The organism is Flavobacterium rhamnosiphilum (genome assembly GCF_004349195.1).
In the GTDB taxonomy this organism is placed as follows: domain Bacteria; phylum Bacteroidota; class Bacteroidia; order Flavobacteriales; family Flavobacteriaceae; genus Flavobacterium; species Flavobacterium rhamnosiphilum.
Map to the genome: position 1 here is coordinate 16422 of NZ_SMLG01000005.1, position 23569 is coordinate 39990.

General features: G+C 30.1%; 20 protein-coding genes. 7 read left to right on the forward strand and 13 right to left on the reverse strand.

The features are described 5' to 3' along the window. Positions 1-80 precede the first annotated feature (80 nt). Positions 81-1199: a DNA polymerase III subunit beta gene (dnaN, locus tag E0I26_RS08025; RefSeq protein WP_131915977.1), complete on the forward strand. Its 1119-nt coding sequence runs from the start codon at positions 81-83 to the stop codon at positions 1197-1199. Between the two features lie 217 nt (positions 1200-1416). Here dnaN and E0I26_RS08030 read toward each other — a convergent pair whose 3' ends face one another. The 3 genes from E0I26_RS08030 to E0I26_RS08040 form a co-directional block, all read right to left on the reverse strand. Next, a complete protein-coding gene (locus E0I26_RS08030) occupies positions 1417-3189 on the reverse strand; it encodes a MutS-related protein (protein ID WP_131915978.1) in 1773 nt (590 codons plus the stop codon). Positions 3190-3253: 64 nt separating this feature from the next. Next, entirely contained in the window at positions 3254-4087 is an 834-nt protein-coding gene (locus E0I26_RS08035; RefSeq protein WP_131915979.1) for a universal stress protein, read from the reverse strand. 152 nt (positions 4088-4239) lie between these two features. Next, positions 4240-5070: a universal stress protein gene (locus E0I26_RS08040; RefSeq protein WP_131915980.1), complete on the reverse strand. Its 831-nt coding sequence runs from the start codon at positions 5068-5070 to the stop codon at positions 4240-4242. 178 nt (positions 5071-5248) lie between these two features. Here E0I26_RS08040 and mnmE point away from each other — a divergent pair, with 178 nt between their 5' ends. Then, positions 5249-6637 (forward strand): tRNA uridine-5-carboxymethylaminomethyl(34) synthesis GTPase MnmE, encoded by a 1389-nt coding sequence (gene mnmE / locus E0I26_RS08045; RefSeq protein WP_131915981.1) that lies wholly within the window; start codon positions 5249-5251, stop codon positions 6635-6637. A 591-nt stretch (positions 6638-7228) separates the two neighbouring features. Here mnmE and E0I26_RS08055 read toward each other — a convergent pair. From E0I26_RS08055 to E0I26_RS08065, 3 genes are all read right to left on the reverse strand, one after another. Next, positions 7229-7603: a hypothetical protein gene (locus E0I26_RS08055; RefSeq protein ID WP_131915983.1), complete on the reverse strand. Its 375-nt coding sequence runs from the start codon at positions 7601-7603 to the stop codon at positions 7229-7231. 17 nt (positions 7604-7620) lie between these two features. Continuing rightward, positions 7621-8019, reverse strand: coding sequence for a hypothetical protein (locus tag E0I26_RS08060; protein ID WP_131915984.1), 399 nt, complete (start codon positions 8017-8019; stop codon positions 7621-7623). A 225-nt stretch (positions 8020-8244) separates the two neighbouring features. Beyond that, complete coding sequence (locus E0I26_RS08065; RefSeq protein WP_131915985.1) at positions 8245-8850, reverse strand: hypothetical protein; 606 nt, start codon at positions 8848-8850, stop codon at positions 8245-8247. A gap of 910 nt (positions 8851-9760) precedes the next feature. Here E0I26_RS08065 and E0I26_RS08075 point away from each other — a divergent pair. Beyond that, positions 9761-10900 carry a tyrosine-type recombinase/integrase gene (locus E0I26_RS08075; RefSeq protein WP_131915986.1) on the forward strand — a complete coding sequence of 380 codons (1140 nt, stop codon included), beginning with the start codon at positions 9761-9763 and terminating at the stop codon, positions 10898-10900. Between the two features lie 123 nt (positions 10901-11023). Continuing rightward, a complete protein-coding gene (locus E0I26_RS08080) occupies positions 11024-11296 on the forward strand; it encodes a MerR family transcriptional regulator (protein WP_131915987.1) in 273 nt (90 codons plus the stop codon). A 73-nt stretch (positions 11297-11369) separates the two neighbouring features. Here E0I26_RS08080 and E0I26_RS08085 read toward each other — a convergent pair whose 3' ends face one another. After that, the gene (locus E0I26_RS08085) at positions 11370-11609 is read right to left on the reverse strand and encodes a helix-turn-helix domain-containing protein (protein ID WP_131915988.1); all 240 of its coding nucleotides are present in this window, start codon (positions 11607-11609) and stop codon (positions 11370-11372) included. A 104-nt stretch (positions 11610-11713) separates the two neighbouring features. Here E0I26_RS08085 and E0I26_RS08090 point away from each other — a divergent pair, with 104 nt between their 5' ends. From E0I26_RS08090 to E0I26_RS08100, 3 genes are all read left to right on the forward strand, one after another. Further along, positions 11714-12820 carry a hypothetical protein gene (locus tag E0I26_RS08090; RefSeq protein WP_131915989.1) on the forward strand — a complete coding sequence of 369 codons (1107 nt, stop codon included), beginning with the start codon at positions 11714-11716 and terminating at the stop codon, positions 12818-12820. A gap of 307 nt (positions 12821-13127) precedes the next feature. Further along, complete coding sequence (locus tag E0I26_RS08095) at positions 13128-16871, forward strand: YobI family P-loop NTPase (RefSeq protein ID WP_449404233.1); 3744 nt, start codon at positions 13128-13130, stop codon at positions 16869-16871. Positions 16872-16884: 13 nt separating this feature from the next. Then, positions 16885-18648, forward strand: coding sequence for a hypothetical protein (locus tag E0I26_RS08100; RefSeq protein WP_131915991.1), 1764 nt, complete (start codon positions 16885-16887; stop codon positions 18646-18648). 224 nt (positions 18649-18872) lie between these two features. On the opposite strand, the gene E0I26_RS16485 is transcribed toward E0I26_RS08100, so the two are convergent. The 6 genes from E0I26_RS16485 to E0I26_RS08125 all read right to left on the reverse strand — a co-directional run bounded on the left by E0I26_RS16485 (position 18873) and on the right by E0I26_RS08125 (position 23548). Then, on the reverse strand, positions 18873-19010 hold the full coding sequence (locus E0I26_RS16485; protein ID WP_165929428.1) for a hypothetical protein: 138 nt from the start codon (positions 19008-19010) through the stop codon (positions 18873-18875). Between the two features lie 42 nt (positions 19011-19052). Further along, on the reverse strand, positions 19053-19556 hold the full coding sequence (locus E0I26_RS08105) for a hypothetical protein (RefSeq protein WP_235831741.1): 504 nt from the start codon (positions 19554-19556) through the stop codon (positions 19053-19055). 181 nt (positions 19557-19737) lie between these two features. Next, positions 19738-21012 carry an MFS transporter gene (locus E0I26_RS08110; RefSeq protein WP_131915992.1) on the reverse strand — a complete coding sequence of 425 codons (1275 nt, stop codon included), beginning with the start codon at positions 21010-21012 and terminating at the stop codon, positions 19738-19740. A gap of 1 nt (position 21013) precedes the next feature. After that, positions 21014-21679: a beta/alpha barrel domain-containing protein gene (locus E0I26_RS08115; RefSeq protein WP_205728784.1), complete on the reverse strand. Its 666-nt coding sequence runs from the start codon at positions 21677-21679 to the stop codon at positions 21014-21016. Next, positions 21672-22679 (reverse strand): sugar kinase, encoded by a 1008-nt coding sequence (locus E0I26_RS08120; RefSeq protein WP_131915994.1) that lies wholly within the window; start codon positions 22677-22679, stop codon positions 21672-21674. The genes E0I26_RS08115 and E0I26_RS08120 overlap by 8 nt, the downstream gene beginning before the upstream one ends. 98 nt (positions 22680-22777) lie before the next feature. Beyond that, positions 22778-23548 carry an SDR family NAD(P)-dependent oxidoreductase gene (locus E0I26_RS08125; RefSeq protein WP_131915995.1) on the reverse strand — a complete coding sequence of 257 codons (771 nt, stop codon included), beginning with the start codon at positions 23546-23548 and terminating at the stop codon, positions 22778-22780. Between the last annotated feature and the right edge of the window lie 21 nt (positions 23549-23569).

Genomic DNA, 23569 nt, shown 5'->3' on the forward strand with positions numbered 1-23569 from the left:
CTAGAATAGTTTACGATATATTTGTAAAATGTATCGTATTTCGGATTTAGAGAAGTACCTTAAAAAATAAAACAAAACAGATGAAATTTATAGTATCGAGTTCGTACTTATTGAAGCAATTACAAGTTTTAGGTAACGTTATCAACAGCAGTAACACTTTGCCTATTTTAGATAACTTTTTATTTGATTTAGACCATAATGTGCTAACGGTTTCTGCTTCTGATTTAGAGACAACCATGTCAGCTACTTTAGGAATTGATTCAGAAAGTAAAGGAAGCGTTGCTGTCCCTGCAAAATTGCTTTTGGAAATCCTTAAAACATTTCCGGAACAGCCATTAACTTTCACGGTTGAAGAAAACAGTACGATTGAAATCAGTTCTAATTCTGGAAAATATGCTTTGGCTTATGCTCCAGGAGACGAATTTCCAAAATCGGTTAACTTAGACGATCCATCTGTAACACTTGTTCCTGCTGATGTTTTGGCAACAGCCATAAGCAAAACAATATTTGCTGCCGGAAATGATGATTTACGTCCGGTAATGTCTGGTGTATTCTTCCAGTTTTCGCCACAAGGATTGACTTTTGTAGCAACTGATGCGCACAAATTAGTGAAATATGCGCGTACTGACGTAGTGGCTTCTCAAGTGGCTGATTTCATTATGCCAAAGAAACCTTTGAACATCTTAAAAAATATTCTTGGTACTTCGGATGCTGAAGTAAAAATTGAATACAACGATTCGAATGCTACTTTTTCTTTTGACAATTACCTTTTAATGTGTCGTTTAATTGATGGAAAATATCCAAATTACGAAGCGGTAATTCCAAAAGAAAATCCAAATAAATTAATGATTGACCGTTCTCAATTTTTGAGTTCTGTACGTCGTGTCGCTATCTTTTCGAATAAAACAACACACCAGATTCGTTTGAAAATCGCTGGTGCTGAATTGAATGTTTCTGCTGAAGATATTGACTATTCCAATAAAGCTGAAGAAAGATTAACATGTGATTATCAAGGTGATGATATGCAAATAGGGTATAATTCTCGTTTCTTGACTGAAATGTTGACTAACTTGCAATCGGATATGATTATGCTTGAAATGTCATTGCCAAACAGAGCCGGAATCCTTACTCCTGTTGATGGATTAGAAGAAGGTGAAACTGTTACCATGCTTGTAATGCCAGTAATGCTGAACAGTTAACATTATATTTTGAAATTGTTATATTTTGATTTTTAAAATTCAAATATAATACTTACCATTGTATAACAAATACGCTATTAACCAAACCATTTTTATATTTAAAAAACCGTCTCGATTTATCGGGACGGTTTTTTGCTTTTATTCCTTTTGTATTTATGAGATTCCTCCTCCGAAATGACAACTTAACGTTGAAATCTAAGGAATCTAACAATCCAAACTAAATCACACCCATTTTTTTCATCAGGAACGTAGCGCTTCTATTTTTACAAATTCCATCTCGAAGTTTGTAGTCAAAATGGAGTTCGTCATTGATAATTTCTACTTCAAAACATTTATTAGTCAATATATTTGGATATTCATTCGTTGTCAAGCAAACTTCTATATCGTGCGTTGCAATGGCTCCAATTGCTTTTTTACCAATCACTTTTTTAACCACCTCGATTGTTCCGTTGCGTTTATCATCTGAATTGGTTCCTCGTAATATTTCGTCTAGCAAGACAAATGCTGGTCTATTTTCCAGTTCGTCCATGATTTGCTTTAAGCGCTTTATTTCTGCAAAGAAATACGATTCACTGTCTGACAACGAATCCGATAATCGCATCGAAACCAAAACAGGTAACGGATGCACATTTGCTTGGCTGGCACAAACTGGCGAACCCATTCCTGATAATACCATATTGATTCCCAAACTTCTCAAAAAAGTACTTTTTCCTGACATATTGGAACCGGTTAAAATCATAAATGATTGCGGTTGAAAACGCACGTCATTCCCTACTCTAGTTTTTTCATTTAGTAATGGATGACTTAAATTAGAGAAATCAATTTCAAAATTGGTGTTTAATGTTGGATATGCAAACCCCGGATTATTATAGGAAAGATTTGCTAAACTATTCAGCATTTCGAATTCACCAATAACTTTCAACCAATCTTCAAGAACCGGCGCATGACTGGCTTTCCAGTTTAAAAGGCTTTTTAAAACATGAACATTATATAAAAAAGTTCCATTAAATAAAATAGCAGCCACATAATTACTTATCGAATCCATCTTCGAAAACAATTCGGATAACTCTTTAAGATCTACACTCGCTTTTCTATTCTTTAAAACCAATTCACTTTGCAAAGCGTTTAATTTCTCCGATTGAAAAGTTTCATTTTCAATTTTCTGAACCAGTAAACTATACTGATTTATAATTTTATCAATATTTTCTGCTTTGGCAATTTCGGTTTGGATTTGCTTGAAAAACTTTCCTAAAATAATTATGTTTCCGATAAAAACATAAGATAAAAATGACAATATAACAATATTTGAGGTTATAAAATAAGCTAACAAAAGTCCTCCGAAAATAGCTGGAGCAAGATACATCAACACTGACATTACTTTTGAAAAAGGAGCACTTTTACTATCCTTCCAATTCAATAATACCTGATAAGCTTCTTTAGTATCCTGACCTATTATTGCTAATGCCAGAAATTCCTGACGCCAATCAAGCTTAACTGCAAGTTCTTGTATTGCCTCTTGATTTTGGGTAATTTCATTATTAGAAAGTGTATGCAACAACTGATTCGCCAACGTCTTTTTTCCAATAAAAGTTCCTGTTCTATTAAGACTCTGAAACAAAGAATGTTCGCCGAAAATATCTAAATCATAGGCATACGGATGTTGGAAATCATTGAATTCCTGTCCGTTTTCGAAAGGGATTTTGTTTCTTTCGAGATAGGAAATTTCATTTTCATTAATATTCAAAAGCGCTTTATTGACTTGCTTCTGGAAAAGTAATTTAGTGTGAATACGCATCAAGAACACAAACAATCCAAAAAGAAGCACTGACAAAACAATAAAAACAATTTCGCTGTTTTTGATGTAATAATACAGGGATACCAAAAAAAATACAATAGCCAGCAATCTTAAGATGCTTATACTATTGTACTTTTTATTAATCCCATTTAATACTGCTGAAAACCCTTCTTTTTTTGCTTTGTATATTTCCATAATTCATTTGAATGAAAGACAAATATAGCAAATTAGATTTCGGGGGAAAGCCAAATTTAACACGTTAATCAATATGAATCGCTAAAATTGGAATATCAAAGTTAACCGCTATTTTTTTGGTCAAACTAGGATTAAAAATTCCTTCAAAAAAACCTCTTTTATAGGTAAGCATTGTCAAAATATCAATGTCTTTATACATAATAAAGTCTAAAATGGTTTCTTTCACTTCATTACAGCTAATAACAAAAAACTCAATGGGCTCCTGCATGAATTCCTCTTCCCAACTAGCTATTGTATCTTTGGAAACATCAGATTCATTGGTTTTGACATAAAGACATTTCACTTTGGCTTTTGTTTTTTTAGCAATCTCCAAAACCATTTTCAACGCTTTTTTATCTTTAGGTCTAAAACGGGTTGTAAAACCAATGGTCTCAATTTTTTTAAATTTTGCTTCAGCAGGAACACATAACATCGGGACTTCAATTCCAGAGATTACAGCTCCTGTATTTGTACCTACGAAAAAAGCATCCCAACCAGTGGCGCCTGATGTTCCCATTATTACAAAATCTATTTTATCTTCTTTAATCGATCTTTTGATATTAAAAAGCAAATCTCCATCCATAAGCCTGTGCGTCATTTTTATTTTATCCAAATGACGTTCTTCAGCTATGGCGCGTAATTTTGGGATTTCATCCTTAAACATATCAAATTGAGACAACTCTAATGAATCATAAATGACGGCATAATTTTCTGGGAAAAACTGGTTGTCATATATAGGCAATTCAAATGTGTGCAATAAAACGAGTTCACCCTGAACTATTTTTGCAAATTCTAAAGCATGAACAAAAGCATTTGTGGCCACCTCAGAAAAATCTGTCGGGAAAAGAATCTTTTTCATTTTATTAAGTATTAAAATGGTTTGTTTATCAAAGTTAATTATAAAAACTTAGGTTAAATATGATTAATATCAGGCAATCTGTTAAAATAGTACTCAAATCCAGCCATTACCGTAAATCTTTATAAAATCAAATTATCCAAATCTTAAATGCTTTATTCATGAATAGCAAGAATAGGTACGTTCACATGAAAGGCTAATTTTTTTGAAAGACTAATTTGAAATAATTTTTCAAAGAAATTTTTATGGTATACATGCATTGCAATCATATTGATTTTATATGAATCAACGAAATTTAATATTATACCTTCTACATCATCGCCTGAAATGGAATGCAAAGCTATGTTATGGCCTTTACTTAATTCATTCCAATCTTCCATATAGTCATTCTTATTTTCATGATGTGGCGATTGTACGCGCAAACAATCAATATGTGCCTGAAATACTTTGGCCAAAGCCTTCACTCGCATAAAGGGTTCAATATCTTCGGGTTTATATTCTGTAATAAAAAGCAAATTTTTTATGGGTTGGTATTTACAGTGTTCAGGAATGGCCAAAACAATTGCTTTGACATCATTCATTACTTTTGTTGCTACCGTACCCAAAAAAGTCTCTTTTAAACTGGTCGCGCCTTTAGTTCCCATTACTATAAAATCAATATTTTCGTGTTTTAGTATTTTTTGTATTTCATCAATCAAATTCCCTAAAATTAAAACATGACTTATTTTTACTTTATCCAAATTATTTTCTTCGGCAATATTTCTTAAAATTGGAACTTCATCTTTATAGTTTTCGAAATTACTTAACTCGGTAACATCATAAATTTCATGTAAGTATTCCGAAACATTAACATAATTGACCTTTGGAAATTGATAAACATGCATTGTAATAATTTCAGCATCTATCGAATCTGCCAATTTTAATGCGTAAATAAATGCATTTTTGGATGCATCCGAAAAGTCGGTTGGAAATAGAATTTTCTTCATGACACCTATTAATTAATTGTTAGTCAATTCTTTACATAAAATTACAACAAAAAAATAAATTAATTAGGATAAATATCTCATAGTCTTATTTTTAACTGAAAATAAAGTTAATGGTTTTATAAGGGAATCTTGTTGCTTTACAAGTTTTACTTACTTTTGCATAAAATTGAATACAAATATGATACCTCAAGATTCCATAGTGGCACTGGCAACTCCTTCGGGGGCCGGAGCAATAGCCGTAATTCGAATTTCCGGCGAAGATGCCATTACTATTGGTAATTCTGTTTTTCGATCCATCAAAAACAAAGATTTAACAACGCAAAAAACACATACGTTGCATTTAGGCCATATTGTGGATAATGCCAAAACTTTGGATGAAGTCTTGGTGTCTATTTTTAAAGGACCAAATTCCTATACTGGCGAAAATACGATTGAAATTTCCTGTCACGGTTCAACCTATATCCAACAACAAATCATTCAATTATTGCTTCGAAAAGGTTGTCGTATGGCTGATCCCGGCGAATTTACGTTACGAGCTTTCTTGAACGGAAAACTTGATTTGTCACAAGCGGAAGCCGTTGCCGATTTAATTTCATCCGATAATGAAGCTTCACACCAAATTGCGATGCAACAAATGCGTGGTGGTTTTTCTAATGAAATAGCCAAATTACGGGAAGAATTATTAAATTTTGCTTCGCTAATCGAACTGGAATTGGATTTCGCCGAAGAAGATGTGGAATTTGCAGACAGAACGCAATTCCATGAATTATTAAATAGAATTGAGTTTGTCCTAAAACGATTAATCGATTCGTTTGCGGTGGGTAATGTCATCAAAAACGGAATTCCTGTAGCTATTGTGGGTGAACCCAATGTTGGGAAATCAACGCTTTTGAATGCTTTATTGAATGAAGAACGTGCTATCGTTTCGGAAATTGCGGGAACAACACGCGATACTATTGAAGACGAATTAGTGATTGGCGGAATCGGTTTTCGATTCATAGACACAGCCGGAATTCGCGAAACGGAAGATGTGGTGGAAAGCATTGGAATTCGTAAAACTTTTGAAAAAATTGAACAAGCACAGGTTGTCGTTTTTCTTTTTGATAGTTCCGAATTTAAAGTTTCAGGTTTAAAGTTAAAAGTGGAACTGGAGAAAATCAAAAATCAGTTTCCATTGAAACCGCTTGTAATCATTGGCAATAAAGCCGACAAGTTAGAAGAAAATGAAATTGTAAATCTGAAAGCTGAAATTCCAGAAATCTTGCTTATTTCTGCTAAAGAAAAACTGGGTGTTGAAGATTTAAAAAATCAATTGCTTACGTTTGTGAATACTGGAGCATTACGAAATAATGAAACAATCGTAACTAATACAAGACATTACGATTCTTTACTGAAAGCATTAGACGAAATACAAAAAGTAAAATTTGGACTTGAAACCAACTTGTCAAGCGACTTGATGGCCTTGGATATTAAGGAAGCGTTGTATCATTTTGGGATGATCACAGGTCAGGTTACCAATGATGAATTGTTGGGGAATATTTTTGCTAACTTCTGCATCGGGAAGTAATCTGCATTATTAAAACATCATATTTCTACGTTCCAAGTGCTATAAACAAAGGGATTTCTGCGTGTTGATAGATGACTTTGTTTACCCTTATTTACCCTATTTGTGCTACTAATCGTGTTACTATGTTTTGTGAATCGATATTTTTTATGACTTTTATGATACCATAGTCCGTAAAGTAGCTTCTATATTGAGTTGTTACTTACAGATAGCGTTTTAGTTGATAAACAAAGGAAAATCATATAATAAAAAAGACAGTAAGTAATAATGAGTCATTTACAAATCAAAAGAAATTGTGTAGTCTGTAAAGAAGAATTTATAGCAAAAAGTAGTAAAGGTATCTATTGTTCTATGATATGTTATAAGAGAAATTGGAGGGAATTACAAAAGGAAAATACTCTTGTGATTCCAAAGATAAAAACAATTATAACCAAAGAGGATTTAAACTCAAAACATTATCTATCAATCAAAGAAGCAGTTGTATTGTTTGAAATTTCAGAGGTAACTTTGCGTAGGAAAATCAAAGAGAATAATTTGAAATACGTATGTTTGAAAAATCGTTTTTTGTTTTTGAAGTCTGATTTAAAGAAAACACTATTTGATATCCATAATGTTTTTTAAAAAATCATCTGTAGTTAATTTATTCTGTTTATATAATTCAAGTGTTTCCCCACATACCCAATCAACAAAATCCCTGATTTTTTCTTTCACTAAAAGTTCACTATGTATGTTAGGGTATTCTAATTCGGTAAAACCTTGATAGAAGAAATCTCTATTATAAATATCCTGTTCTGATAATTTCCCTCTTTCATCTGCATTATCTTTAGGATAACCAATAATATCCAAAACAACACTTAAATTATCAATAACAGTTTCATTGACATCAATTTCATCGTTAATCAATAATTCTGACAATTGAAGATCTTGATAAAATTGAATATACAGTAAATTCACTAAATGTTCTATCATAATTAAACTCTATATTTTTACTCTTTAAAATCTTTGTTTGAAATATATTTTTGTTCGTCTTTCCAAAAATCAAAAAGCTTAACTTTTTCCTCTAAAAAAAAAGTAGTTCTTCCTCTAAAAGTACAATGTTTTCTATATTTTTCTACATATTTAAAAAATCCTGCTGAGGGCAAATAATGTTCAGATCCTTTTATTTTTTCCGAACTAAGAACTAACAAAGTCAAACATGGTCTTTCGTTATCAATTTCGAATTTGAGAATCTGCCTTAGTTCATCACGGAATTTATCATAATTATCTATATTGGAAAAATCATATTTTAAATCACAATCTATATTAAAATTCTTATAATAGGTTGTCTCTTCTTTTCTTGCCAGTTCGATAAGATGACTTCTCATTCTTCTTACTTTTATCGTCATTTTATCTGTTTTGAATTCTAATTAATTGAAATAACATTCAATTTTCACTATTTAATAAAACGTATAATCAATTTACAAATCAAAAATAGCAAAATATACAATACAAAAATTTTAGAGTGTTGAACATTGTTAAAACGATTTTCAGAATAAGACGTTGTACTCTATGTTTTCAATGGAAATCAAATTGGAGCATATTTATTCAAGGGTTTATAGTCAATGCACTTACTACACATCTTCATTTGTATCTCCTATCCTTTTTGTTAAATCCCGTGTTTTCACAATCTTTTGTTTAGTATAATATCCAGAATTATGTTCGTATTTATCTAAAAAACCATATTCATTCAATTGCTTTGTCCAAATAGTTATACTCTCTTTACTTGCATTCAACCTATTTGCAGTAGTATCTCTTTTTGAAAAATACTCCTTATCTCCTTTACTCATAGAATTATATTCTCCCCACAATAACTTTGCTCCAGTTTGTAAATGAGGATGATTATAAACCTCAAAAGGCAATAAGACTTCTCTTTTATCCTTCAAAGTGATTTCAACATTATCTAATTTATCCGTTAATCTATAAAATCTTTTATCATCACCATCTTTGACTAAATATTTTTTTTCAATCAACTGTCTTCTACATTTTCCAACAATATTTTGATTTATTCCAAATAACTCCCCAATGTATAAATTGGTATATTTGTTATAACCCCTTTTAAAACTCAAAGTGTAATCTAACGATAATATGAGTTTTTCATTAAAAGACAACTCCATATTTGACAGTATTTTATGAGGTATCTTTAAAATACTCTTTATCAATTCTTCGTTTTCTTTCATACAATTCTATATTTTCTAATTACTTATTTTTTACTACTTTTAACTATTTAAATCTAACTACTATTGTTTTATGATAAAAACGCAAACAAATAATCTCTAATTTTACACTTCAATATCATTTATTATACACTACAATAATACTAAATTTAATTTACTACTATTATAAATATACATTTCAATACCATCAAATATACCCCTATAGTTATATATATAATTAACAAAAATAATTATAAAGATTATATAAAAAGGTAAATTGCAAACAACAAGTAGTTTGTTTTTGTTTTTTCTTCTTTTATACCTTTTAAAACTACTACTACTACTACTACTACTACTACTACTACTACTACTACTACTACTACTACTACTACTACTACTACTTTTGAGAAATATGATTATTCCTTCTCTTTGAAATTTATTACCATTAATCTCCAACTGCTATTATCACTTCCACCAATAACAGCAGTTAGAGATTAATACTAATAAAAAATGTAAGTTCTAAACAGTCAAATACTATTGATTTTATTCTTCTTTGAATAATTGTTTACTTCAAAAAAAGAGACAAACACTCCTTTGAACGAAAATAACAATATTGTACATCGTCAAATTGCTTTTTCGTATAAAGTATCAATTAACAGATTTAAATTGTTGTAAACTCTTAAAAACGGTATTGTAGTTAATTTTAAACGATTAAATAAAAACTAAAATCAAAAACAGTTAAAAAATATTAAAAAATAAAGATTGATTCCTCATAACTTAAAACCTTTTGAATATCGGTTATATTCTGTGTTAAGAAAGTAATTTATGGTTTATGGAAAATACAAAGTAGGTTATTTTATAGGGTTTACTGTTGTCTGTGTTACTAATTAGGAGGGACTTTACACCATAATTAGTAACCAAAAAAGAGAAAACAATGAAAATCTACTTATCTGTGCGTAAAGGACAACAATCAAAAAAGAGTTTTGAAAAAGGTAAACCAAAAATGAATAGTTTGTTTTTGATGTACCACGATGAAGAAAATAAAAAAAGGAACTATGAATTTTTGAGACTATACCTCTACGATAAACCGAAAAACTTTTTAGAGAAAGAACACAACAAAGAAACCCAGTTATTAGCTGAATCAATAAGAGCTCAAAAAATATTGGATTTACAAAGTAGGAAGCACGGATTTGTAAGTAGTGTAAGTGGAAAAATAGGTTTTTTAGAATATTTTAAACAAACAACAGATAAAAAATGTGAAGTAAATGGAACTTGGGGATCGTGGTTAAGTACTTACAAACATCTAAATAGCTTTTGTAAAGGCAAGGACATTCCTCTATCCAAAATCGATGATTTCTTTTTAGAGAATTTCAAAATATATTTATTGACTAATAAAATATCATCACACGGCGGAAAATTATCTCAGAACTCAGCATTATCATACTTCAATAAAGTAAAAACAGCTTTGAAAGAAGCTTACCAAAGTAGGATGATTTCTGAAAATCCATCTCTGAGAGTAAAAAGCATAAAAGAGAAAGAAACCAGTAGGCAATATTTAACCTTGGGAGAACTGCAAACATTAGTTAAAACTGACTGCGACTATCCAATAATGAAAGAAGCCTTTGTTTTTAGTGTATTAACTGGATTGAGATTTTCAGACATAAAACCATTAAGATGGAAAAACATCACTTTTGATAAACTAAACGGTTATATGCTCAAGTTTACTCAACAAAAAACAAAAGGAGTAGAAAATCTGCCGATAAGTGAACAAGCTGTTAAAAATCTAGGGGAACGAAAAAAGGATGATGATTTAATCTTTGAAAACTTAATATACAGTGCTTATCATAATAAAATATTACACAAGTGGATTTCCAATGCTGGAATTGATAAACACATCACGTTTCATTGTGCGAGACATAGCTTTGCTACTTTGCAACTGACAATGGACACCGATATTTATACCGTAAGCAAATTATTAGGGCATCGCCATTTGAAAACTACTGAAATCTACGCAAAAGTGATAGACAAAAAGAAAATAGACGCAGTAGCAAATATGCCTGATTTGTTTTTATAAGAGTGTTTAATAATAGATAAATCGCTCCCGTTATCTCATATACTTACTACTGTAATTGTTTGAATGATAATATTTAATCGAAAAATTGAAATCGAAAATATTAAACATTAAAATCAAATAATTATGGTAGTTAATAGTACACCAAAAGAAGTGGTAGAACTCATTAAAATAAGAGGTTTTGCCAACACATTAGAAGCATCAATTTATTTAGGAAAGAGCATTCATTACATTAGAAGATTATCTAGGGATAAAGTTTTAATCTCATATAAACCAAACGGAAAATGTATCTATTTTAAAATTGAAGATTTAGACGATTTTCTAATGAGTAACAAACGACTTAACCGAGAAAACATAACACAAAAAGCAGCCAAATATTTATTCAATAGCAGGAGATAATTAACCTGTTATGGTGGGTGGTGCTTTGCGTCTTTTTACTTTTATAGACTGTGGAATTTATGATTTTAACATATTACAGCGGACTATCTGGAAGAAAATCCTTTGGGGAACAGTCAAATATTTCTGCTAATTTATTGATATGTGAAAGATTATACTTAGCTCTGGATTTTGAACTCTCAATATCTCCAATAAAACCGATAGAAAGATTCAAAGCGTAAGACAACTCTTTTTGAGATATATTTCTCTCTAACCTCATTCGTCTTACTGCATCAATAACATACTGTTCTATTGGTTCTAAACTTGGATTGTCCATAAATAAATCATTTGGACAAAGTGAGTTAATGCCTAAAATATATTCACTCGTACATATACGAGTGTTTGAAAAAATGTTGATATTTGTGTAAAAAAAATAATACAATGAAAATCAAAATTTTAATCTTAGTGATATTTTATCTTCAAATATCTGCTCTATGTAATGCTCAAAGTCTATCTAATATAGTGAGACAAGATTTTTGTAAAAATGCAATTGAAAATTATTATTACGGAAATGGAACCTTTAATAATTTAATGAATATTTCTGCAAAGAGAATAGGATTAGATACTCCTTTGAAAATTGATAATGCTGTACAAAACCTATGTTCTAACATAAAGCTTCAAAATGAGGTATTTAAAAATATGCACGAATTAAGCAGGGGATTATATGAAGAAGAACAATATATGAGTATAGGCATGAGACGTGCAAATGCAATGAAATTAGTTCACTATTATACCGCAATTGAGGATGTTAAAAATCGCAAAAAATTAGAGTTGTCAAAAATAAATGTTCAGATAGAAAAGAAGAATAAAACACCAAATACTCTGCCCTTCCAGTTATCAGAACTCAATAATAATCCTATTTTAACTATAAATGATACATTAAAAATCAAAAATGATTTATTTCAAATTGTTGATTCATTAATGAATAGGAATGTTAAAGATGAAAAAGTCAGGTTTTCTGATTTGAAATACTCATTCCTTTTTGAGGTTGATTCATCAGGTAATATTTCACACGTGATTAATTCATATAACAATAAAAAAGTAAAAATAAATCTAAAAAGCTTAAAATTCAATGAAGCAGGTTATGTAATGAAAAACAATATCAAAAAATACGTTTCATTTGTATATCCTTTAAAAATCACTGTTTCTAGTTCGGATGTATTTAGCAAAATCGATGTTTCGGTAAAACGTGAAAATGATAAATACATTATTGAAAACATTGACACCAGTCCTTATGCATCATCCCCTGGAGGCATAATCTCCTTTAAAGAAAAATCATTGAAAAATAATTCACTTTTGCCACCATTGAAAAGACATATTCTTAGTGAATCACCTGTAAAAACAACAAAATCTTTTTTGGGAAAAAACACCACATACAGAAAGTTTAAAGTTGATAAATACCTAATTAATATTGACTTAAAAAATGATGAAAAAGTAATATATAAATTTGACGATGTTACTTTTAACATAACCGAAGAAGCCAATTAGTATTTATAAAGTCTTCCAAAGGTTCTTATCAAATTCCAAAAAAATTAGAACTTTCAAAGTTTTAGAGTGGTTATAGATTACAGATAAAAATTGTAGAACCATCGAAAAGAACGATTAAAGTATAAAAAATAGATAAATACATCTATCAAAAAATATCGATTAAATCTACATGTTCTAAAGTATATATAGATTTAATTTTTAATGATTTAATGAAGTTTTATTTTATTCATTACCAAAATAATATTATATTCGTTTATAGTCAATTATTTACAAAAAGGAGTTATTTTTGAATTTAGAAAAATCTTTTATGAAAAAATATCTTCCAGTTTGGTTTCCACTTAAAGAAATTAAATGCGAATCGAAAAATACATCTATAAGTTCCCTTGCTCCAAAGATATTAACCAAAAAGGAAGATATTGAGAAAATACAACCGTATTTAGATAAATTAAGGGATACTATTAATGCTAAAGATGTAAATAATATTGCATTAACTGGTAGTTATGGTTCGGGAAAAAGCACAATAATTAAGACATTCAAAAATCTTAATCATAACAATGAATATTTAAATATATCATTAGCATCTTTTAATAACACAGATAAAAACAAAGAAAATTTAGATAAAGAACAAAAAAAGTTAAATAGAGAAGAACTTGAAAGGCTTTTAGAAGTTAGTATTTTACAGCAAATTTTTTATCACGTCAATCCTTCAAAAATTCCAGAATCTCGTTTTAAACGAATTATTATTATACCAAAATTTAAATTATGGCTAATTTCTATTGGATTTATATTTTGGTCGTTGAGTATTATTTTACTTTTGAGATATAATTATTTAGATAAAATTAATCCAATTAATTGGCATACAAAAGATAATTTAGATTGGTTTTCAATTTTATTAGTTTTTCCAATTGCTTTTTTTGGAGTAAGTTTTTTTTCAAAATCAATTGTAGAATTATTTAAAAATTCTAAAATAAATAAGTTAAACATTAAAGGAGAATTAGAATTAGGAGAAAATATCAATAAGTCAATTTTTAATGAACATTTAGATGAAATATTATACTTCTTTGAAATGACACACTACAATGTAGTCATTTTTGAAGATTTAGATAGATTTGACAATACAGATATTTTCACTAAATTAAGAGAAATTAATATTCTACTAAATAATTCAAACTTGATAGAAAGAGAAATTAAATTTGTCTATGCAATTGGAGACAACTTATTGAAGGACAAAAAAGAAAGAGTAAAATTCTTTGAGTATATTATTCCTATTATTCCATTTATCAATTCTTCAAACGCAGATGAACAACTAAAAACATTGATAAAAGAAACAGATTTAGATAACAATATTTTCTCAAATGAGTTTCTTTCAGACGTTACAATTTTTATAGAAGATATTGATATGCGTTTACTTACAAATATCTTCCACGAATTCGTAATTTATAGAAATACATTAAAGCCTGAGTTTATAAAAAAACCTGAAGAGTTATTTGCAATAATTATATACAAAAATATTGATCCTGAAGATTTTGAAAAACTAAACAATAAAAAAGGAAAGTTATATAATTTAATAAATGGGAAAAATAAATATGTAGAAAGTTTAATTAAAACATTAGATGATAAAATAGCAGATTTTGAAATAAATATTGAAGATATTAAAAAAGAAAAAGTTTTAAATCTTGATGAACTAAGATCTATCTATATAATTATACTTTCCAAAAAATTACCGAATGCATCTGAAATATATTTAAATAATAAAAGGTATAATTGTGGAGATTTAATAAATGAAGATTTATTTAATGAGGTAATGAAAACCTCCGATTTTAGATATTATCAAAATGGAAATGGATTTTATAATAGTGGTATTTCATTTTCTAATATTGAAAAGGAAGTGAACTCAAATTATAATTATATTAAAAGAGAAAGTCTAATACTAGATAAACTAAATAACAAAGAGCAAACTTTAAAGAATGATATTGATAATTTAAAGACTAAAAAAGCAGAAATAAATTCTTGGGAATTAAAACAAATATTCGAAGAAATAGATTTAAATCAATATTTAAATGATTTTTCTAACAATGGATTATTAAGAAACCTAATTTTAAATGGATATATCAATGAGAATTATAATGATTACATTTCATTATTTCATGGAGTCAATTTAGATAAAGAAGATTTTCAATTCAAAAAAAATGTTGTAGGCAAATTTCAAACTGACTTTTATTTTAAACTATCAAAAATAGAAAATTTAGTCGATGAAATTGATGAAAGACATTTCAAATTCGAATTTATATTGAATTATGATTTATTAGACTTTTTAGGAGAAAAATATTCTAAATATTCTTCGAAATATGATGCAATAGTAATCTTACTAACGAATGAAAAAAAGAGGTCTATTGAGTTCATCGATGGATATATAAATCACAACTCATATTTAACTAAGGAAGCTTTATTTGAAACTTTTGGTAAAGAAGTATTTGATGAAGATACTTTACAAAAAATAAATAAAAAAAATAATAAAAAATTAGACATTTTCATAAATAAACTTACAATTTATTGGGGTGGCTTTTGGGAATATATTTATATAAACAGTAATTACCCAGAGGATAAAGTTAATATGTATTTGGGATTGATTATTAGATTTTCAAAAATTGAAACAATTATAAATAATCAAAATAAAAAATTATTAAAAGAAGCTATTGAGCAAAATCCACATTTTTTATCCTTAATAGAAAAATCGAACGAACTAAACTTCTCTGATAAAATATCAAAATTAATTGAACAACTTAATGTTAGTTTTGAGATATTGGAAAATCCAAATAATGAAACCAAAGAATTATTTGAGTTTATATTAAATAATGGCTACTATCAAATTAATAAGGTTAACCTTTTGCAAATGCTCAATTTATATGGTGAAAAAGAAGAAACCTTTGAAACTGCTAATTACTCTACTATTCAAAATTCGAACTGTAAACCATTGATTGAATATGTTAACGCCAACATAAACAACTATGTAGACGATGTATATTTAAAGTTAGAACAAAATAATTCTGAAAATGAAGATGCTCTATTGAAACTATTAAATAATGAAGATTTAGAAGATCAATTTAAAATTAAAATAATTCAAAAAGTAGAAACTCTTATTTCTAATTTAAGTGATATTGAAGATATTCAAATCAAAAAAGAATTATTAATTAACTTAAAAGTTGTTGTTGATTGGGATAATGTAATTGATTATTTTAATAATTGTGAGGATAAGATTGATGAAAAACTCATAGAATATTTGAATACAGAAGAAGTAAGCAATCAATTATCAGAACTTAGTTTATCGAAAGATGACAAAAAATTTGAGGGAAGTCTTTTAGTTTGCAATGAGATTAAAAACGATATATACAAAAAGCTATTAGACTGTATATATTATGTATATAATCAATTAAGTTTTGAAAATTTAAGTGAACATAAAGTAGTTAGTTTGGTTGAGAGAAAACTTACTATAACTAAATCAAACTATGATAAATTGAGAGAGAATTTTGCAGATAATCACATAACATTAATTGTCAGAGATTTTAATACATTCTTTGAAAAAATTGAGGATTTTGAAACTGATGTAGATGATATTTTAAGTATATTGAAATATGATAAAATTACTATTGATAATAGATTTAAGTATATTTCTAAATTAACTGTACAAACAATTATTGATAATAAAGCAATTGCAAAAAAAGTAGGCGAAATAATTTTAAGTAAATCTTCTAAAATTGAATTTGAATTCAATACAATTGAAAGCATTGTAAAAAGTTTAGATTCTACAGAAAATAAAGTTAAATTCGTTAATCTATATTTTACAGAACTTAGTAATGAAAACATTATTTCATTAGTCAAAAGTTTAAGTTACAATCATAGTGAATTATTTGTAAAACAACACAAACCTCTATTTAATGATAATATCTATAACAGAGATTTATTAACTAAATTGAAATCAAAAGGATTAATAAATAGTTTTGGGATTTATGTAAAAGATAATTCTAAAATTAAAGCGGTAGCTAACTACTAAAAATAAATTTTTAATGTCATACAAAAAAAACTATTTGTTATTTCTATTAGTATTTATATATTTTCTGATAGCAATAACTGCTGACTACATAAACATTTTACCTGATTTTGTTAATATCCAGAGATTTGAACCTAAAGAATATTTTGGTTTGATTCTTAGTTCAATTTCATCAATTTTTGGAGTATTAATGGCTGTAATCATACTAACAATAGAATTTTCAAAAGAGAGATTAAATAAAAACAAATATATAGATTCATTAGATAATCAATTAATCATTAATTCTATATATTTTTCCATAAGTTTAATTGCACTCTCCTTCTTCGCCTATGTAAATATTAGTAAATTTGATAATTCAAAGAGCATTACTATTGGTTATTACATAGGATTAATGTTCTTAATTTACATTTATTCAATATTTCCTGTAATAAAAAAAATCGTTGGTAAGAGTAGTCAAATTAAGGAAAATATTGAATTAGCAAATTCAATAACGTTAGAATCATTTAAAGCAGTTTCAAAATATAGATATAATTATGATAAACAAATAACTGAGATTGACGACTCTTTAAAATTATTAAAAAAAGAGATTGATAAATACATCTTGAATAATGATTTTACATCATATGAAAAAATAAATAGAGATATTTTAAAAAATGCTTTGAAAATTATTGAAGATGGAGATGATAGAGAAATTTGTGATATTATTTTTGATGCTTTAACTTGGCTTTGGAGAGAAAACTCTAAAACAGCTATAAGAGCAAATGATTCCCAATACTTCGATTTAATGTGGAATTCTATTAAAGAAATTTATATATATTTTTCCGAGAAAAGTTCTAATCTTCTTCATTTACAAGAATTACATTTATTTCTAAGTTTAGATTTAAAAAAATTATATCTCAAGCTTGGAAATACTATATCTCTAACAACCGCTTTAGATTGCATTGAAATTTCTTTTAATAGTAACGTTTATAGAAATTGTCCTAACCAAGAGGATTTAAAAGACCTTATTAGATTATATGAAAAAGGTGAATTTAAAGAAACAGCTTTTTATGATTCTATGCAATGGGATAGTATCAATGATATAATTGGTTATTTAAATATAGTCGGGGAAATAGCTATAGAACTTTCAGATAAGGATTTGTTTGAAGAATGCAACCGAAGAACAATTTCAATCTGCTCAAATATTAATTTTCATATTCAAAAACTTGGAAATTATCAGAAAGGTTATTTAACGTGGAGTTTATTATTGTCGTCTTTTAATGATTCAAACAATGCTTTGAAAAAGGGACTATATGAAACTACTTTGGATTGTTTTGATATACCAAATTATTTCATAGGAAGATTAATTGAAAATAAAGATACTAATGAAAGAGATATTAGAATAATCATCATTACATTGGGGAATTATTTGATTAATGCTTTTAGAGAAAAAAAATTATATACAAATTATGAATATAGCAGTACTCTCAAAGACTTTTGCCTAATTGGAATTCATTCAATTAAAAATTATCATAAAAATTCATTGGATAAAAAAACTGTTGATTACATTTTTATGTTTTTGAAATATTTGAAAAACTACATTGAAGATGAAAAATTAAATGAGTTTTCAAATGAATACAATGATGTTAAAAGAGCTGTAAGTCATTTTATCAATGTTGCAACAAGTTTAAATGATTTCAAAGAAGATAAAAAACCACTAAAAAAATGGATTGAATTACATAACGATTTTAAAGAAGTTTCAACAGAAAAAGAATTCGGATTTATAAAATGGAAAATATAGAATTACTTAATTTAAGATTAAATAAACGACTTTAAAACTAATTAAATAAATAGCAGATTTTACCAAACAGGATACTATAAACGTATAAACCCACTAAAATAAAGAAATTACATATTCTGTATCGGGAAGTAAGTTCAATGGCAATTTCAATGGACCCGCGACAAAATACATACTTTTATAAAATGATAGCTTTGTGATTTAGCGGCAATTTATTGATAGCTAATTCAGGAATGCGAATCGGTTCTGTTTCTCAAAAAGAATGCCATCAGCTCATTATCTCTTAATCTCATTGTTGAAATTAGAATAGCAGGTGCAATCTGTCGCGCATCCATTTCAATGGCAATAGCAATTTGAACTAACAAGAAAGTATAATTTTAGAAAATATAGCAAACAATCCTTAAAGTTTAATTTTCTTCGTCATCGTCAAAATCAAAAAAATCTTCCGGATTAAAAGGAATGTCATCATCTGGGTCTTTGTCATGGGCAGAAACTCCCGATGGATTGAATAATCCCCATTCATCTTTGATATAATTCCACATGTCAAAACCCGCCACCCAGTCAATGAATAGCAAACGGAATTCATCAATTTCTTTGCGCAATAATATGATATAGTCTTTGTCTGTGATACCTTCCTCAAAACGCAAACTTCCGGCCTGAACATATAATTCCCGGGCAGCTTTTCTAATTATTGCAGCATTTTCCATTCGTAAATCGTATAAATCACCCGCTTCTGCTCCTGCAATTTTTGCTGGAATTATCATTGCATTTTCAAGCATAAAACGAACTGTAGTTTCTTGCAAAAATTCATTATCAGCAGGAACAATTTGTACTAATCCTTGAGTGAGTTTTATAATTTGTTCTGCCTTTTGCATAAGAGGCATTTTTCGGGTTTCATCTAATCTGGACATATTTTATATTTCTGATTTTTTTTAATCGACACTTTCAATATTTTTGTTCACTTTTTAGTCTTTTTTCCTATAAAAAAATTCGACTCAAAAGGACTAATTCAAATTTAAATCGCCAATTTCTTTTATAAAAACTGTGCCAAGATAGGATCTTTATCTCTTATATTTTGCTATTCCTAAGAGGTTAGCTATTTTTTTTATTGGTTAAAAAATGCATGATTAGCCAGGCCAATAAATAGGCAGAGCCACACATAATAAATATAATATTATACCCAGCTGTTATATTGCCCAAAAGCTTAAAATGATCTAAAATCATACCTATGGCTAAAGGAAATAGGATGCCTCCAACGGAACCTGCCATACCGCCGATACCTACAACGGAACTGATGTCCTTTTTGGGAAAATAATCGGAAACCGTAGTAAAAATATTGGCGCTCCAAGCCTGATGGGCTGCCGCCGCCAAACTGATTAACCCCACTGCTACCCATATATTTTGGGTAAACTGTGCCAGCATGATAGGCAGCACACAAATGGCAATGATAAACATGGTCGTTTTACGGGCTCTTTGCACATTCCAGCCTTTTTTGATTAAATAGGAAGATAAAAAGCCACCTCCTATACTACCGATGGTTGTGGCGGTATAAACAATAACTAAAGGTAAACTTGGTTTTTTTAAATCAAGATTAAAAGTTTCGGCAAAATAAGAAGGCAGCCAAAACAAAAAGAACCACCAAACGGGATCCGTTAAGAGTTTACCAAAGATAAAGGCCCAGGTTTGTTTTATTTTAAATAATGTAATCCATTTAACGGGAGCTTCCGTTTCCAAGACTACTTCATTATCGCTGTGGATATAATCGAATTCTTCTTTGGATATTTTTTTATGTCTTGCAGGGGTTTCATAGTATTTCCACCAAAAAATTAACCAAATAAAACCAATGGCGCCCGTAATGACAAAGGCTTCTTGCCAGCCGTAAGCGCCTAAAATTGCGGGAACCATGATGGGAGCAACAACGGCACCCACATTGGCACCCGAATTGAAAATCCCTGTCGCCAGCGCACGTTCTTTTTTAGGAAACCATTCTGCTACCGATTTTATGGCAGCCGGAAAGTTACCGGCTTCCGCCAAACCTAAGCCTACTCTGGCCATGCCAAAGCCAAAGGTACTCTTGGCAAATGCATGGGCTACGGCGGCTATACTCCAAAAGAATACCGATACGGCATAGCCCAGTTTGGTGCCAATTTTGTCAATCCATCGGCCGAAACCCAAAAGACCAATGGCATAGGCTGCAGAAAAAGCCATCACAATATTACTATAATCCGTTTCTGTCCAATTGAATTCTTTTTCCAAGGTAGGTTTTAATAAACCAATCACTTGCCTGTCGATATAATTAATTGTGGTTCCGAAAAACAACAAGGCCAGTATACCATATCGAATTCTTTTTTCTGAAGATATATTCATTTTAGGATTGTTTACAAGATTGAATTAGAATAGTAGCCTTTGTTATATAATCGGAAAGGGCTTCAAAATTGCCTTCTTCAATTAAGTTGGTTTGCAGAAGTTTGCTGCCCATACCTACGGCCGATACTCCGGCTCCAAACCAAGCCTTCAGGTTTTGTTCTTCAGGCTCTACCCCACCGGTAGGCATAAATAGGAGTTCGGGAAAAATATCTTTTATGGATTGAATATAAGAAGGACCCACTAAATTGCCTGGAAATATTTTTACCAACGTAGCCCCAAAAGTTTGGGCTTGGTGAATCTCTGTAGGTGTTAAACAGCCCGGGATCCAAGCCAGGTTTTTTTCCAGAACGATTTTCGCCACATCTGGAGAGACAATGGGACTCACGATAAAGTCGGTTCCTAAATCCAAGAATTCTTTTGCGGTTTCAGCAGTTTTTATGGTGCCAATACCCAGCAATAAATCAGGCATTTCTTTTTCGGCTACCGTCTTGAGTGCTTTAAAATTAACCAAAGCGTTTTTTCCGCGGTTCGTATATTCAAGTACGCGGACTCCTGATTGGTACAAAGCACGCAATATGTTAATGCTTACGTCTTTGTTTTCATGGTAGTACAAAGGCAACAAGCCCGACTGTATGATTTGCTGAATAACACGTTCTTTCTTATTCATGATGTATTAACTTTTCTATTTCTTCTGCTTCAGATGTGGTAGCATCTCCTTTTATAAATAATTTTTGATAAGCTGCTCTTGCCGCAAATTCAACCGTTCGTTGCCGTTCTTGTTTATGTAGTATTCCATAAATAAGTCCAGCCATAAAACAATCGCCGGTTCCCACTTTGTCTATGGGTTTTGCTGCAAATAAAGTTTTGCTTTTATACATGTTTCCTTGTTGGTATAAAACCGCAAAATATTTTACACTTTCTTGTTCATTAAAACGAAAAGTATTAGCAACAGTATTGCAATTGGGATATTTTGCCAAAATTTCTTCGGAGGTATTTTTAGCATGTTCTACTAAATCTGAATCGCTTCCCGACCCTATTAATTTTGGATTAATTGCGATGCCTAACATTTTTTCAGCGGCCCAAATATTGCCCATAATCACATGGGCATAGGTAGCCAGTTTAGGCATTACATCAATGGGCTCAAGGCCATATTTCCACAGTTTTTCCCTGTAATTCAAATCCAAAGAAATGATGATTCCTTTTTTTGTGGCTATAACCAACGCTTCTTCGCAAAGTGCCGCAATATTTGCATTTAGCGCAGGCGATATGGCGGTAAAATGAAACCAAGAGACGCCTTCGAAAACTTCTTCCCAATTGATACTTAATGTTTTTAATTCGGAAAACGAAGAATGTTTACGATCGTAAATCACGCCTGCATTTTTAACATCGGCACCTTGATTGAGATAATAGGCGCCAATGCGTTCACCCGACTTAATAATAGTATTGGTATCAACACCCATTTGCTGATAATAAGTAATAATGGTGTTCGACAAGAAATGATCAGGTATAGCAGTACAATAAGCTACAGGGATTTTCCATTTGGCTAATGCCAATGCGACATTGCTTTCCGCGCCGCCTATATAGGCTACCATATCCTGTTGTTGTGGGAAGTTTCCCCCCATGCTGTATCTTAAAAGGATTTCCCCAAAACAAAGTACTTTACCCATAATTAAAACAAAATGTTTTTTTAGTAATATTGTGTCTAATCCTCAAAAAATGAAAAGGACTATGAAACGTTAAAAATTGCTTTTAATATTTGAGTCGGTTACCTTCCCATCCATCCACCATCTACGGTCAATAAAGTACCGTGCACATAATCGGCAGCTTTTGAGGACAGAAAAACGATAGGGCCTTTGAAATCTTCCGGTTCTCCCCAACGGTTGGCAGGAATTCGCTCTAAAATGGAACGGCTTCGGTTTTCATCGGCACGTAAGGCTGTAGTGTTGTCAGTAGAAATATAGCCCGGTACAATTGCGTTTACATTTACGCCATTGGCTGCCCATTCATTGGCGAAAGCTTTTGTCAATTGGGCAACAGCGCCTTTGCTGGCGGCATAACCAGGAACGGTAATTCCTCCTTGAAAGGAAAGCAATGAAGCGGTAAATATGATTTTTCCCTGTTCTCTTTTCAGCATTTCCTTGCCAATTTCCCGTGTTAGAATAAAAGGGGCGGTTTGGTTTACGGCTATAACTTCATCCCAATATTCATCAGGATGCTCGGCAATAGGTTTGCGTAAAATAGTTCCTGCGTTGTTTACCAGAATATCTATTTGAGGATGGTCCGCCTTTACTTTTTTAATGAAGGAATGTAATGCTTCCCGATTGGAAAAATCACATTGGTAAGCGTAAAATTTTCTTCCGGCAGCCAATACGTCTTGTTCTACCTCGCTGCCGCTAGATTCTAAACTGGCCGAAACGCCAATAATATCTGCGCCGGCTTCCGCCAGCGCCAGCGCCATTGCTTTTCCGATTCCTCTTTTACAACCAGTTACCAAGGCTAATTTGCCGTCTAATTGAAACATTTCTAGGGTTTTCATTTTGTCTTTAATTAATTGTGG